Raw genomic sequence first — 15,364 nt, forward strand, 5'->3', positions numbered from 1 at the left:
TCCTCCGTCATTCGTCTGCCCGCGCGCCACGAAGGGCGGCGGCGATGATCGCGCCGATCTCGGCCAGCGGCCCCGGAGCGGTCATGGAATTGTGGTCGCAGGCGATGTCGTGGGAAACGACGCGCCCGGCGACATGGAGCGCCCAGGCCTCGGCCGTCGGCGCATCCGGCTCCCGCCCGAGCGTTGCCGCGACATGCAGGATGTCGCCAGTGAAGCGCTGCGGCCGGAAGGCACCGGCCAGGCGGGCGTTGTTGTTGGCGACGGCGAGCATGCGCTCGAAATCCTCCGGGCGCAGCGTCGCGAGGGGGTTCTGCGTGCGGGCGAGGAAGGCGCGCACCGCCTCCCAGCCCTCCGTGCCGTCCTCTTCGCCTTCCGGCGGACGATAGCCGATGAGGTCGAGCAGCGCGGCCCGGGCGCTGTCCCGGTCCATCCGCAGCGGTGCGCGCCAGTCGGCGAGCGGATAGCTGTCGAGAGCGGCGAGCAGCGCCACCGTCTCGCCCGCCTGCTCCAGCGCCGTCGCCAGGGCCTGCGCGACGAGCCCGCCGAAGGACCAGCCGAGCAGGCGATAGGGGCCGCGCGGCTGCACCGCCCGGATCTGGCCGAGATAGTCGCGCGCCATCGCCTCCACGGTCGCCGGCAGGGCCTCGCCGGCGCGGAACCCGCGGGCCTGCAGGCCGTAGAGCGGCACATCCGGCCCCAGCTGCCGGGCAAGGCCCGCATAGGACCAGGACAGGCCGTAGCCGGGATGGATGCAGAAGAGCGGCGGCTCGCTCCCGCGCGGCTGCAACGGCAGCAGCACGTCGAGCATGCCGCCGGCAGCCGCGGCCGGCGCGCCGAGGAGGTCGGCCACGGTCGGCCGCTCGAAGAGGTCGCGCAGCGTGAGCTCGATCCCCGCTTCCTGCCTGATGCGGCTGACCAGCCGCGTCGCCAACAGCGAATGCCCGCCGAGGGCGAAGAAGCCGTCGTCGATGCCGACCGTGTCGAGGCCGAGCACCTCGGCGAAAAGCCGGCACAACAGCGCCTCGCGGTCGCTGCGCGGGGGCGTGGTGCCGACGGGCGCGAGCTGCGGCGCAGGCAGGGCCCGCCGATCGAGCTTGCCGTTCGGCGTCAGCGGCAGGCTGTCCAGCATGACGAAGGCCGCCGGCACCATATGGGCGGGGAGATGCGCCGCGGCATGGGCCCTGAGCGTCTCGCCGTCGATGGTCTTCGCCGCCCGGGCGACGCAATAGGCGACGAGCCGCCGGTCGCCCGGCCGGTCCTCACGCGCGATGACCACGGCCCGGGCGACGGCGGTATGGGTGTTGAGCGCGGCCTCGATCTCGCCCGGCTCGATGCGGTGGCCGCGGATCTTGACCTGCTGGTCGGCCCGGCCGACGAAGACGAGCTCGCCGTCGGCACGCCGGCGCACGACGTCGCCGGTGCGGTACATGCGCGCTCCCGGTGGACCGAAGGGGTCGGCGACGAAGCGCTCGGCCGTCAGGTCCGGCCGGCCGCGATAGCCGCGGGCAAGGCCGAGGCCGCCGATGTAGAGCTCCCCGGCGACGCCGGGCCCGACGGGCCGCAGCGCCGGGTCGAGCACATGCAGCGTCGTGTTCCAGATCGGCGCGCCGATCGGCGGCGGGCGGGTGTCGCCGCGCCTGACCGTGCCGGCCGTCGACCAGATGGTCGTTTCCGTCGGCCCGTAGAGATTGACGACCTCGGATCCCGTCGCCAGCAGCGCCTCGGCGAGGTCGCCGTCGAGCGCTTCGCCGCCGACGAGGATCCTGACCGGCGGCAGTTCGCCGGCATCGACGAGCGCCCGCCACAGGGAGGGCGTCGCCTGCACCATCGTGGCGTGTTCGGTCACGATGAGCCGGCGCAGGGCTTCCGGATCGCGTGCCTCCTCCGGCCGCGGCAGGATGACCGTGCCGCCGCGAACGAGCGGGCCGAACAGCTCCAGCACGGCGATGTCGAAGCCCAGCGTCGTGACGCTGACGAGACGGTCCGTCGCGGCGAAGCCGAGCCGGTCCTGCATCGCCGCAAGGAAATTGGCGAGCCCGGCCCTCGTGACGACGACGCCCTTTGGCCGTCCGGTTGAGCCCGAGGTGTAGATGACATAGGCCGGATGGGCGAGGTCGTGGCCGGCCTCGTCCGGGGCCGTATCCGGCTCGTCCGCCAGCGCCGCGACGATCTCCGGCGCATCGAGGCAGATCACCTCCCGCCCGGCGAAGACGTCGCCGAGCGCCGCCGCCGTCGCGCGGAGCGTCACCACCGGCGCCGGGCCCGCATCCGCCAGCATGTCCGCCAGCCGCCCCCGCGGATAGTCCGGATCGAGCGGCAGATAGGCCCCGCCCGCCTTCATCACGCCGAGGAGCGCCACCACCATCGCCGCGCCCCGCGGCAGCGCCAGCGCCACCAGCCCCTCCGGCCGAACGCCGCGCCCGCGCAGATGATGCGCCAGGCGGTTCGCCCGCTCTTCGAGCTCCCGGTAGCTCAGGCGCTCCTCGCCCGCGATCAGCGCCGTCGCATCCGGCCGCCGCCGCGCCGCCTCCGCGATCAGCTGCGGCAGGCTGCGCTCCGGCACCGGCCGGGCCGTGTCCTCCACCCGCCCGAGCACCGCCGCCCGCTCCTCCGCCGGCAGCACCGGCAGCGCCCCGATGCGCTGCTGCGCTCCCCGCACGAGCCCGCGCAGGATCGTGCCGAGACGCCCAGCCAGTACCCGCGCCTCCTCCTCGCTCACCGCTCCCCGGCGATGGTCCAGCCGCAGCGTGAGCCGCCGCCCCGGCATCACCATCAGGCTCACCGGGTAATGCGTCTCGTCATGCGCCCGCAGACCCTTGAGCCGCAGCCCCGCGCCGGGCAGCGCCCCGAGCCCGGCCTCGTCGAGCGGGTAGTTCTCGAACACCACCAGCGTGTCGAACAGTTCCCCGAGCCCCGCCTGCGCCTGGATCTCGCTCAGGCTCAGGTGCTGGTGCGGCAGGAGCCGCGACTGCGCCCCCTGCACCGCCGCCAGCAGCTCCGCGACGCTCATGGACCCGGCGAGCCGCACCCGCGCCGGCACGGTGTTGATGAACAGGCCGACCATGGCCTCGATCCCGGCGAGCTCCGCCGGGCGGCCCGATACCGTCACCCCGAACACCACGTCGTCGCGGCCCGTCTGGTGCCCGAGCAGGATCGCCCAGGCCGCCTGCACCACCGTGTTCAGCGTCACCTCCGAGCCGCGCGCCAGCCCCTGCAGCGCCGCCGTCTCCGCTTCGTCGAGCGTGAGCGTCACCGCCCCGGCCTCGCCCGCCGCCGGCCCGTGGCCGCCGGCGAGCCGCGTCGGCTCCTCGAGCCCGGCGAGTTCCGCCGCGAAGGCCGCCCGGGCCGCCTCGCGGTCCTGCCCGGCGAGCCAGGCGAGATAGTCCCGGTAGGGCGTCACCCGCGGCAGCGCCCGGCCCTCGCCCCGGTAGAGGGCGAACAGCTCCTTCACCATGACCGGCATCGACCAGCCGTCGAGCAGGATGTGATGGTTGGTGACGACGAGGCTGTGCCGCGCCGTCTCGCCCTCGCCGCCGTGACGCAGCAGGGCGAAGCGGATCAGCGGCGCCGTCTCGAGGTCGAAGCGCCGCGCCCGGTCCCCGGCGAGCCAGGCCGCAAGCGCCGCCTCGCCGTCTCCTGCACCAGAGAGGTCGATCTCCTGCCACTGCGGCCCTGCCCCCTCGACGACGACCGCCACCGGCCGCGACAGGCCGCGGTGGCGGAACGAGGCCCTGAGGTTGGCGTGCCGCTCCACCAGCCGCTCCGCCGCCTTCTTCAAGGCCGCCGCCTCGAGCCGTCCCTCCAGCTCCAGCACCAGCTGCACCGTATAGACGTCCGGTCCCACCCCGTCGTAGAGCGCGTGGAACAGCAGCCCCTCCTGCAGCGGCGTCAGCGGCCAAACGTCCGCAAGGCCCGACACCTCACGCTCCAGGACCGACACCTCCGCCTGCGACAGCCCGCTCAGCAGGACGTCGGACGGTGTGCGGCCGCCGGCGCCTGGCAGCGCGGCATGGCGGACGAGGGCCGACAAGGCGGCGAACCAGTCCTCGGCCAGCTCCTCGACGGCCTGCGGCGCCACCAGCGCCGGGGCGAAGGTCCAGTCGGCGACGAGGCGCGGGCCGTCCTCCCCGTCGATCACCTGCGCATCGAGCGAAACGGCATGGGCGAGCGGCATGGCCGCATCGGCGCCGCCGGCGAGCCCCTCGCCTTCCGGCGCCGGCAGCCACGCGCCGCCGCGCGCGGCCGGGAAGCGGCCGAGATAGTTGAACGACATCTGGGGCGCCGGTTGAACCGCAAGCGCCTCCGCCGTCTCCGCGTTGAGATAGCGCAGGAGGCCGTAGCCGAGGCCGTTGTCCGGCAGCGCCCGCAGCTGCTCCTTGATGCGCTTGAGGGCAAGCCCCAGCGCCTCGCCGCCGGCGAGCGCCGCGCGCCGGTCGATGGCGCCCGGGTCGAGCCGCACCGGAAAGAGGCTGGTAAACCAGCCGACCGTGCGGCTGAGGTCCACACCCGCCGGCGCCTCGCGGCCATGGCCCTCGAGGTCGACGAGCACCGCCTCGCCGCGGCCGAGGCCGTGTCGCTCGCGCCAGTCGGCGACGGCGAGCGCGAAGGCGGTCAGCAGCACGTCGTTGACGCCGCCGTGGAAGAGCGCCGGCAGCCGCGTCAGCAGCGGCGCCGTCGCGTCCGGCCCGAGGATGCATCGCCGCACCCCGGCCGAACCGGCGGTGTCGCGCGCAGGATCGAGCGGCGGCAGGGCGAGCCGCGCGCTGGCATCCGCCAGCATGCCGCGCCACAGGTCCTGTTCCGCCAGCCGCTGCGGCTGGCGCGCCGCTTCCGTGAGATGCGCAGCCCAACGGCGGAACGATGTGGCGACCGCCGGCAGGGTCACCGGCTCGCCCGCCTCCAGCGCCGCGAAGGCGCTGCCGAGATCCTCGACGAGGATACGCCAGGAGACGCCGTCGACGACGAGATGGTGCAGGACGAGGAGCAGCCGGCCCGGTGCCGCGCCGCGGTCGAACCAGACCGCCGCGATCATTGCCCCGTCCTCCGGCGACAGGCGCCGCTCCGCCGCCGCCCGTTCCTCGGCGACGAGCGCTTCGAGCGCCGCGCCATCGGCATCGCGGGCGCAGACCCGACGCAGGCACTCTGCCGCAACGACGCTGCCGGCCGGCGAGACGGCCGGCGCCCAGCCCGGCAGCAGCCTGAGGCGCAGCATGTCGTGGTGATCGATCATCGCCTGCAGCGCGCCGGCGAGGGTGGCCTCCTCGATGGCGGGCGGCACCTCGAGCAGCATGGCCTGGTTGAACGCGTCGATCGGGCCGCCCTTCTCGCGCAGCCAGGCGACGATCGGCGTCAGGGGCACCGGTCCCTCGCCGGGCTCCGGCGCGGCCTCCTCGGCGCCAAGATCAATGGCGGCTTCCGCCAGCCCTGCCGGAGTGCGCCGCTCGAAGACATCGCGCGGCATCAGCCCGAGCCCCTCCCGCCGGGCCCGGCCGACGAGCTGGATCGACAGGATGCTGTCACCGCCGAGGGCGAAGAAGCCGTCGTCGATGCCGACGGCGTCGAGCCCGAGCACCTCGGCGAAGAGCCGGCACAGCAAGGCCTCGCGGTCGTTGCGCGGGGGCGTGGTGCCGACGGGCGCGAGCTGCGGCGCCGGCAGCGCGCGCCGGTCGAGCTTGCCGTTCGGCGTCAGCGGCAGGCTGTCCAGCATGACGAAGGCCGCCGGCACCATATGCGCCGGAAGCTGCGCCGCGGCATGGGCCCGCAGCGCCTCGCCGTCGATGGCCGTCCCCGCCCGGGCAACGCAATAGGCGACGAGCCGGCGGTCGCCCGGCCTGTCCTCACGCGCGATGACCACGGCCCGGGCGACGGCGACATGGCCATTGAGCACGGCCTCGATCTCGCCCGGCTCGATGCGGTGGCCGCGGATCTTCACCTGCTGGTCCGCCCGGCCGACGAAGACGAGCTCGCCATCGGCGCGCCGGCGTACGATGTCGCCGGTGCGGTACATGCGCGCTCCCGGTGGGCCGAAGGGGTCGGCGACGAAGCGCTCGGCCGTCAGGTCCGGCCGGCCGCGATAGCCGCGGGCGAGGCCGAGGCCGCCGACATAGAGCTCCCCGGCGACACCGGAACCGACCGGCCGCAGCGCCGAATCCAGCACATAGACGCGGCTGTTCCAGATCGGCGAGCCGATCGGCGGCGTCCCGCCCGCCGTCAGCCGCCCGCTCATGGTGGCGCAGACGGTCGTCTCGGTAGGGCCGTAGGCGTTGATCATGGTGCGGGCATCGGCCCAGCGCGCCATCACCTCGGCCGGGCAGTGCTCGCCCGCGGTGATGACGGTGCAGTCCGGCGGCACCGCCTCGACCGGCAGGACCGACAGCACCGCCGGCGGCAGCGTGACATGCGTCACGCCATGACCGGCGAGGAGCGCAGCGAGCTGCTCGGGCGACTGGAACCCCTCCGGCGGCATCAGCACGAGGGTGCCGCCGGCCACGAGCGCCATGGCGACCTCGGACACCGCCGCATCGAAGCTGAAGGAGGCGAATTGCAGGACGCGGGATGTGGGCCCGACGCCGAAGCGCTCGATCTGCCCGAGGGCGAGGCTGGCGATGCCGACATGGGTAACGACGACGCCCTTTGGCCGTCCGGTTGAGCCCGAGGTGTAGATGACATAGGCCGGATGGGCGAGGTCGTGGCCGGCCTCGTCCGGCGCCGTGTCCGGCTCGTCCGCCAGCGCCGCGATGATCTCCGGCGCATCGAGACAGATCACCTCCCGCCCGGCGAGCACCTCGCCGAGCGCCGCCGCCGTCGCGCGGAGCGTCACCACCGGCGCCGGGCCCGCATCCGCCAGCATGTCCGCCAGCCGCCCCCGCGGATAGTCCGGATCGAGCGGCAGATAGGCCCCGCCCGCCTTCATCACGCCGAGGAGCGCCACCACCATCGCCGCGCCCCGCGGCAGCGCCAGCGCCACCAGCCCCTCCGGCCGAACGCCGCGCCCGCGCAGATGATGCGCCAGGCGGTTCGCCCGCTCTTCGAGCTCCCGGTAGCTCAGGCGCTCCTCGCCCGCGATCAGCGCCGTCGCATCCGGCCGCCGCCGCGCCGCCTCCGCGATCAGCTGCGGCAGGCTGCGCTCCGGCACCGGCCGGGCCGTGTCCTCCACCCGCCCGAGCACCGCCGCCCGCTCCTCCGCCGGCAGCACCGGCAGCGCCCCGATGCGCTGCTGCGCTCCCCGCACGAGCCCGCGCAGGATCGTGCCGAGACGCCCAGCCAGTACCCGCGCCTCCTCCTCGCTCACCGCTCCCCGGCGATGGTCCAGCCGCAGCGTGAGCCGCCGCCCCGGCATCACCATCAGGCTCACCGGGTAATGCGTCTCGTCATGCGCCCGCAGACCCTTGAGCCGCAGCCCCGCGCCGGGCAGCGCCCCGAGCCCGGCCTCGTCGAGCGGGTAGTTCTCGAACACCACCAGCGTGTCGAACAGTTCCCCGAGCCCCGCCTGCGCCTGGATCTCGCTCAGGCTCAGGTGCTGGTGCGGCAGGAGCCGCGACTGCGCCCCCTGCACCGCCGCCAGCAGCTCCGCGACGCTCATGGACCCGGCGAGCCGCACCCGCGCCGGCACGGTGTTGATGAACAGGCCGACCATGGCCTCGATCCCGGCGAGCTCCGCCGGGCGGCCCGATACCGTCACCCCGAACACCACGTCGTCGCGGCCCGTCTGGTGCCCGAGCAGGATCGCCCAGGCCGCCTGCACCACCGTGTTCAGCGTCACCTCCGAGCCGCGCGCCAGCCCCTGCAGCGCCGCCGTCTCCGCTTCGTCGAGCGTGAGCGTCACCGCCCCGGCCTCGCCCGCCGCCGGCCCGTGGCCGCCGGCGAGCCGCGTCGGCTCCTCGAGCCCGGCGAGTTCCGCCGCGAAGGCCGCCCGGGCCGCCTCGCGGTCCTGCCCGGCGAGCCAGGCGAGATAGTCCCGGTAGGGCGTCACCCGCGGCAGCGCCCGGCCCTCGCCCCGGTAGAGGGCGAACAGCTCCTTCACCATGACCGGCATCGACCAGCCGTCGAGCAGGATGTGATGGTTGGTGACGACGAGGCTGTGCCGCGCCGTCTCGCCCTCGCCGCCGTGACGCAGCAGGGCGAAGCGGATCAGCGGCGCCGTCTCGAGGTCGAAGCGCCGCGCCCGGTCCCCGGCGAGCCAGGCCGCAAGCGCCGCCTCGCCGTCTCCTGCACCAGAGAGGTCGATCTCCTGCCACTGCGGCCCTGCCCCCTCGACGACGACCGCCACCGGCCGCGACAGGCCGCGGTGGCGGAACGAGGCCCTGAGGTTGGCGTGCCGCTCCACCAGCCGCTCCGCCGCCTTCTTCAAGGCCGCCGCCTCGAGCCGTCCCTCCAGCTCCAGCACCAGCTGCACCGTATAGACGTCCGGTCCCACCCCGTCGTAGAGCGCGTGGAACAGCAGCCCCTCCTGCAGCGGCGTCAGCGGCCAAACGTCCGCAAGGCCCGCAATCTCTCGCTCCAGACCCGACACCTCCGCCTGCGACAGCCCGCTCAGCAGGACGTCGGACGGTGTGCGCGGCGGCGGCGCCTCGGTCGCGACCGCGGCAAGGCGCGCCACGGTCTTCTCGGCGAAGACGTCACGCGGCGTGAACTGCAGGCCCGCCCGACGCGCGCGGCTGACGAGCTGGATCGACATGATGCTGTCGCCGCCGAGCGCGAAGAAGCCGTCGTCGATGCCGACTTCGGCAAGGCCCAGCACCTCGCGGAACAGCGCGCAGAGGAGCGCCTCGCGCCCGTCGCACGGGCCCCGGCCCTCGGCCGGCTTTTCCAGCTCCGGCGCCGGCAGCGCCCGCCGGTCGAGCTTGCCGTTGGCGTTCAGCGGCAGGGCGTCGAGAATGACGATGGCCGAGGGCACCATGTAGGGCGGCAGTTCGGCCGCGAGCGCGAGGCGGAGGGCGCCGGCCTCCGGGCGTTGCCCAGCCGCGCCGACGACATAGGCGACGAGGCGCTTGTCGCCCGGCCGGTCCTCCCGCACCACGACGGCGCATTGGCCGACGTCGGGCCGGGCGGCGAGCACCGTCTCGATCTCGCCGGGCTCGATGCGGAAACCGCGGATCTTCACCTGCTGGTCGACCCGGCCCACGAAGGCGAGGGTGCCATCGCGCCGCCAGCGCACGATATCGCCGGTGCGATAGAGCCGCGCCCCGGGCGGTCCGAAGGGATCGGCGATGAAGCGCGCCGCCGTCAGGTCAGGGCGGCCGGGATAGCCACGCGCCACGCCGCAGCCGCCGATATGGAGCTCGCCCGGCACGCCGAGCCCGACTGGCGCCAGCTTCTCGTCGAGCACATGCACGGTGACATTGTCGCGCGGGCGGCCGATGGCGATGCCGCCATCCAGCGCCTCGTCCGGGGCAAGCACGTGGAAGGTCGCGAACATCGTGCCTTCCGTCGGCCCGTAGGCATTGACGATGCGCGTCGCCGGGCAATGGGCGCGCACGGCCCGTACCGCCGCCGGCGACGCCGCGTCTCCCCCGGTCCACACTGCGCCGAGCGGTTGAAGGCAGGCCGGGTTCTCGGCCGCCACGAGGTTGAACAGGCTCGTCGTCAGGAAGGAGGCGGTCAGCCGCTCCTCCGCGATCAGGCGCTGCAGCGTCGCCGGATCGAGCGGGCCGGGTGGCGCCACGACGATCTCGCCGCCGCTGAGCAGCGGCACCCACAGCTCGTAGGTCGTCGCATCGAAAGCATAGGGCGAATGCAGCAGAACGCGGGCGCGCTCCGCCTCGCCCCAGCAGCGGTCGTGGACGAGGTGCAGCACGTTGCGGTGGGAGACGCCGATGCCCTTGGGCTGGCCGGTCGATCCCGAGGTGTACATGACATAGGCGAGATCGTCCGGCGCCCCCGCCACGAAAAACGTCCCCTCGGCATCGCTCTCCTCCGCCATGTCGGCGGGGACGACCGGCACGTCGCCGAGAGCGGCAGCCGCGGCGACATTGTCGGTGACGACGGCGAGCGCGCCGGTTTCGGCAACCACCTGGCGCTGGCGGGCCGGAGGGTCGGCGGGATTGAGCGGCACGAAGGCGGCGCCGGCCTTGAGCACCGCGAGCGTCGCCACGACGAGATCGGCGGACCGCTCCATGAGCACGGCGATGCGCCGCTCCGGCCCGCCGCCCAGCCTTGCGAGCCGGCGCGCCAGCGCGCTCGCCTTGCGGTCGAGCGCGGCATAGGTCAGCACCCCGCCGGCGCAGCGCAGGGCGACGGCCTGCGGCCGGGCCGCGACCTGAGCCGCGAAGGCCGTCTGCATCGTCCCGAGCGCCTGCGGCACGGCGACCGCGGCCCCCCGCCCGAGCCGCGCCAGCCGTTCCCGCTCACCGGCCGACAGCAGGTCCATGTCGGCAAGCGGACGGTCGGGCGCGGCGACGGCGGCGCCGAGAAGGCGCACGAAGCGCTCCGCGATCAGCGCCGCCGTCTCGGGATCGAACAGGTCGCGGCTGTATTCGAGCGTCCCGACGATGCCCGCCGGCGCCATGTCCGGGCCGTGGGTCTCGCCGAGTTCGAAGGCGAGATCGAACTTCGCCGTACCGAGAGGGACCGCGAACGGCTCGGCCGCAAGGCCCGGCAGGCGGATCGTCTCTTCCGCCCCCGGCTCCAGCGACAGCACCACCTGCACGAGCGGATGGCGCGACAGCGAGCGCTCCGGCTCGAGCGCATCGACCAGCCGGTCGAAGGGCAGGTCCTGATGCGCGAAAGCCTCGAGATCGATGTCGCGCACGCGCGCCAGCAGGGTGCGGAGGCTCGGGTCGCCGGCGGTGTCGACCCTGAGGACGAGGGTATTGACGAAGAAGCCGACGAGATCGTCCAGCGCCTCGTCGCCTCGCCCTGCGACCGGCGCGCCGATGGCGATGTCGGTCCCCGCCCCGAGCCGGCCAAGGAGTGCGGCGAGCACCGCCTGCAGCACCATGAAGGGGCTTGCATTCGCCGACCGGGCAAGCTCCCGCAACCGCGCATGGACTGCCGCCGGCACCACGACCGGCACGAGGCCGCCTTCGCCGGAGCCACGCAGCGGCCGCGGCCGGTCGCCCGGGAGGTCGATGGCGGCCGGCATGCCGGCGAGCACGCCGCGCCAGTGCGCGAGTTCCCGCGCCAGGGGACTGTCCGGCGCATCCGCCGGGCCGAGGAGCGCGGCCTGCCACAGCGTATAGTCGGCATATTGCACCGGCAGCGGCGGCAGGGCCGGGGCGCGCCCGTGACGGCGCGCATCATAGGCTGCGGCAAGGTCGCGCCAGAGCGGCGCGAGCGACGCCCCGTCGCCGGCGATGTGGTGCAGCGTCAAAAGGAGGACATGCTGCCCGGCGCCGAGCGTGAAGAGATCGGCCCGCAGCGGCAGGTCCCGCGCCAGGTCGAACGGGCGCCCCGCCGCCTCGGCGAGGGCCGCCGGCAATGCGTCCGCGGCGCAGTCGCCGTGGAGGCGCGGCAGCTCCGGCACGATGCCCGCAGCCGGCAGCACGACCTGCCGGGGCATTCCGTCGCTCTCGGCAAAGACCGTGCGCAGGCTCTCGTGGCGGGCGACGACGTCGGCCAGCGCGAGCCGCAGCGCGGCGATGTCGAGAAAGCCGTGCAGCCGCACGGCGAACGGCAGGTGATAGGCCGCGCCCTGACCCTCGCCGAGCTGGTGGAGGAACCACAGGCGCTGCTGGGCATGCGAGAGCGGGATGGAGGCCGGCCGCTCCTGCGGCCCCAGTGGAGGACGCTCGTCACGCGCGCCGCCGATGCGGCCGGCGAGACCGGCAACCGTCGGCGCGGCGAACAGGTCGCGCAGGGTGACGCCCACGCCGAACTGCCTGCGGATGCGGTTGACGAGCCGCGCCGCGGACAGGGAGTGCCCGCCGAGACCGAAGAAGTCGTCGTCGATGCCGACGGCACCGAGGCCGAGAACCTCGGCGAAGAGCGCACACAATGTCTCCTCGCGTGCATCGCGCGCGCGCCGCCCCGTCGCCGCGGGCACCTCGGCCGGCGCCGGCAGGGCCTTGCGGTCGATCTTGCCGTTCGGCGTCAGCGGCAGCGCCGGCAGCGGGACGAAGAGGCGCGGCACCATCGCCTCGGGCAGGCGGGCGGCGAGATGGGCACGCAGCATGCGGCTCTCCACCGCCGCGCCCGGACAGGGCACGACATAGGCGACGAGCTCCTTGTCGCCCGCCGCCCCGTCCCGCGCCACGACCACGCAGCGCGCAACGGCGGGATGGCCGGCAAGTGCCGCCTCGACTTCGCCGGGCTCGACCCGCACGCCGCGGATCTTCACCTGATGGTCGGTGCGGCCGATGAATTCGAGCGTGCCGTCCGCGCGCTGGCGCACGACGTCGCCGGTGCGATAGAGCCGCGCGCCTGGCGGGCCGAACGGATCGGCGACGAAGCGCTCGGCGGTGAGCTCTGGCCGGCCGTGGTAACCGCGGGCAAGGCCCGCGCCGCCGATGTAGAGCTCGCCCGCGACACCGGGCCCGACACGGCTGAGCCGATCGTCGAGCACATGGATGCGCGTGTTCCAGATCGGGCTGCCAATGCCGACGTCCCCGGCAGAGCAGAGGCCGTAGAGACTGTCGCCCGTCGCCTCCGAGGAACCGTAGAAATTGTAGAGCCGCGCCTTCGGCAGACGGGCGGCGAAACGGGCCGCGAGGGCCGGCGGCAGCGCCTCGCCGCTCGTCACCCACGTGCGGCAGCCTGCGAGGTCCTCGCTCTCGCCGATATCGAGCAGCGCGGCCAGGAGGCTCGGCACCACCGTCAGGCGGGTGATGCCGAAGCGGCGGATGGCCGCGACGAGGCCGGCGACGTCCCGCGCCGCCTCCGCCTCGACCATGACCATCGCCGCGCCGTTGAGGAGGACGCCCAGCAGTTCCGTCGAGCCGTCGATGAAGTTGAGCGACGTGCGCGCCAGGACACGCTCGCCGGCACCGAAGGGACAGGCCGAGCCGATCCAGGCGAGGCGGTTCGTCATGGCGCCCTGCAGCCCGACGACGCCCTTCGGCCGCCCGGTGGAGCCGGAGGTATAGACGAGATAGGCGGCATGCCCGGCCTGCACCGGCTGACGGCGATCGCCCTCGGCGGGGGCCGTCGCCGGCGCGGCGGCGAGCGTCTGCGCCATCGCGGGCGTGTCGATCTGCAGCCGGCGCTGCCCGGGCGCGATGGCGGCAAGGAGGGGTTCGCTTCCCGCGGCGGTCAGCACGAGCGCCGGCGCGGCATCGCCCACCATATAGGCGAGCCGCTCCGGCGGATAATCCGGATCGAGCGGCAGATAGGCGGCGCCGGCTTTCAGGACCGCGAGAAGGGCGGCCACCATCCCGGCGTCGCGCGGCAGGGCGAGACCGACGAAGTCGTCGGGGCCGATGCCGAGGCCGATGAGGTGGTGCGCCAGGCGGTTGGCTCGCGCGTCGAGGGTGGCGTAGTCGAGGGTGCCGTCTTCCAGGATGAGGGCCGGCGCCGCGGGCGAGCGCGCCACCTGGGCCTCGAACAGCTGGGCGAGATGCGCCGCCGGCAGCGCGTGCGCCGTCGCATTCCAGCCGTGCGGCAGACGGGCTTCGGCAGCAACACGGCCCTCGGCGGGATGAACGGCACGGTTCATGCGCGTGTCCGATCATCCAGGCCGGAGCGGCCGGCCGGCGATCCGGCAGGCGTGCGGAGGCATGGGCGCAGGTGGCCGCGCGGCCGCGATTCCGGCCCGAGCATCGGCAACGACATGGTCGACGGCCTCCCCAGCCCGTCTGCCGGATTCCCCAATCCGGCCTCTTCTGTCCGCCTCGAGGGCTTCGAGGCATATCCATTCCTGACGCGGTGGCCCGGCCGCCTCAGAGGCCGAGGCGCGCGCGCAGCCCCTGCGGCGGCGGATCGGCACGGACGAGCCCACGCCGGCGCAGTTCCGGCACCACGGCCCGCGCGAATTCGTCGAAACTGCCCGGAAAGTGCGTGGGCGTGATGACAAAGCCGTCACAGGCTTCCGCCGCGAAAAAGGCTTCGAGCGCATCGGCGACGTCGCGCGCCGTACCGACGAGCCGCGGCGTCGACGACGAGCGGGCAAGGCGCAGCGCGATCTCGCCCAGCGTCCAGTTGCGATCGGGATCCTCGGCACGCACCTGGTCGAGCCAGGGCACGGCGGCGCCGGCATCGACGGCGGCGCGCATCGGCGTTGCCGCGATCACCTCCTCGATCGGCGTGTCGGCGGCAAAGCGGGCGAGGTCCATGCCGAGCATGGCCGCAAGGAAAGCCCGCGCCATCTCCGGGTGGATGATCTCGTCGAGATAGGCGGCCCGCGCGGCGGCGATGGCGCGCGTCTCGCCGAGCACGGGCTGCACCGCCGCCAGCAGGCGGATGGAGGCGGGATCGCGCCCGAGCGCCTCGGCGCGGCGGCGCACGTCGTTGCGCAGCTCGGCCATGCCAGCGGCCTCGTTCTGGATGGCGAACATCACGTTCGCCCAGCGGGCGGCGAAATCCCGGCCGCGGGGAGAGACGCCGGCGGCCATGAGCACCGGCCCGCCTCCCGGCGTCGCGGGAAGGGACAGAGGCCCTCGCAAGCGGAAGAACTCCCCCGCGTGGTCGATGGTCGAGACCTTGTCCGGGTCGGCGAAGCGGCCGCTGTCCTTGTCGCGCAGCAGCGCGTCCTCGTCCCACGAGGTCCACAGCTGCGAGCACACGGTGAGCGTCTCGTCGGCCCGGCGGTAGGCGGTGGGTGAATCGAGCGGCGCGAAGTGGCCGAAGTTGTGGGCGTTGCTCTCCCCGGCCGAGGTGACGATGTTCCACGCCATGCGCCCGCCGCTGAAATGCTCCAGCGTGCTGAAGATGCGGGCGATATGGTAGGGCTCCATGTAGGTCGTCGACAGCGTCACGGTGAAGCCGAGATGCCGCGTGACGCCGGCCATGGCCGCCACGAGATGCGAGGGGTCGTGCCGGATGGAGCCGACCGCGCCGTGGGCGACGAAGGTGCGGTAGTCGCCGCCCGGGCCGGTCGCGATGCTCAGGGATTCCGGCACGAAGGCAAGGTCGAACCCGCCGCGCTCCAACGTACGGGCGACATCCTCATAGAGGCTGCGGTCGCAGAAATCGGTCTCGCTGTAGGGGTGCCGCCACATGCCGCCAAAGTGACTGCCCGGCACGAGAATATAGCCGGCAAGGGTCATCCAACGGCGCATGCGCGCGTCTCCAGGAAACGGCAGGATTTCGTCAGCTTCGTCAGCCCGCCGGCTGGCGAGGAGCGCATGCTATGCCGCACCACGTGCGCTTCGCAAGCTGAAGGATGATTAATTGTTGGAAAGGCGGGAACTAACACACCGGATTTCTGTAAAATTCTATCGAAATACGGGCGCTCATCGCGCAACAGCGAAGAGCTCTTTGCCGAAATGAT

At 73.7% G+C, this 15,364-nt stretch carries 2 protein-coding genes; both read right to left on the bottom strand.

Translation table 11 applies throughout. The features are described 5' to 3' along the window. Nucleotides 1-7: 7 nt before the first annotated feature. Entirely contained in the window at nt 8-13,591 is a 13,584-nt protein-coding gene (locus AL346_RS25880) for a non-ribosomal peptide synthetase (RefSeq protein ID WP_053193327.1), read from the bottom strand. Nucleotides 13,592-13,814: 223 nt separating this feature from the next. Then, complete coding sequence (locus AL346_RS04825; RefSeq protein ID WP_019400782.1) at nt 13,815-15,152, bottom strand: NtaA/DmoA family FMN-dependent monooxygenase; 1,338 nt, start codon at nt 15,150-15,152, stop codon at nt 13,815-13,817. Nucleotides 15,153-15,364 lie beyond the last annotated feature (212 nt).

Source organism: Chelatococcus sp. CO-6 (genome assembly GCF_001271345.1).
GTDB lineage: Bacteria > Pseudomonadota > Alphaproteobacteria > Rhizobiales > Beijerinckiaceae > Chelatococcus_A > Chelatococcus_A caeni.

What these genes read in the sequence shown, in the direction of transcription:
- AL346_RS25880 (WP_053193327.1), bottom strand. Translation starts at nt 13,591, where the DNA reads ATGAACCGTGCCGTTCATCCCGCCGAGGGCCGTGTTGCTGCCGAAGCC.
- AL346_RS04825 (WP_019400782.1), bottom strand. Translation starts at nt 15,152, where the DNA reads ATGCGCCGTTGGATGACCCTTGCCGGCTATATTCTCGTGCCGGGCAGT.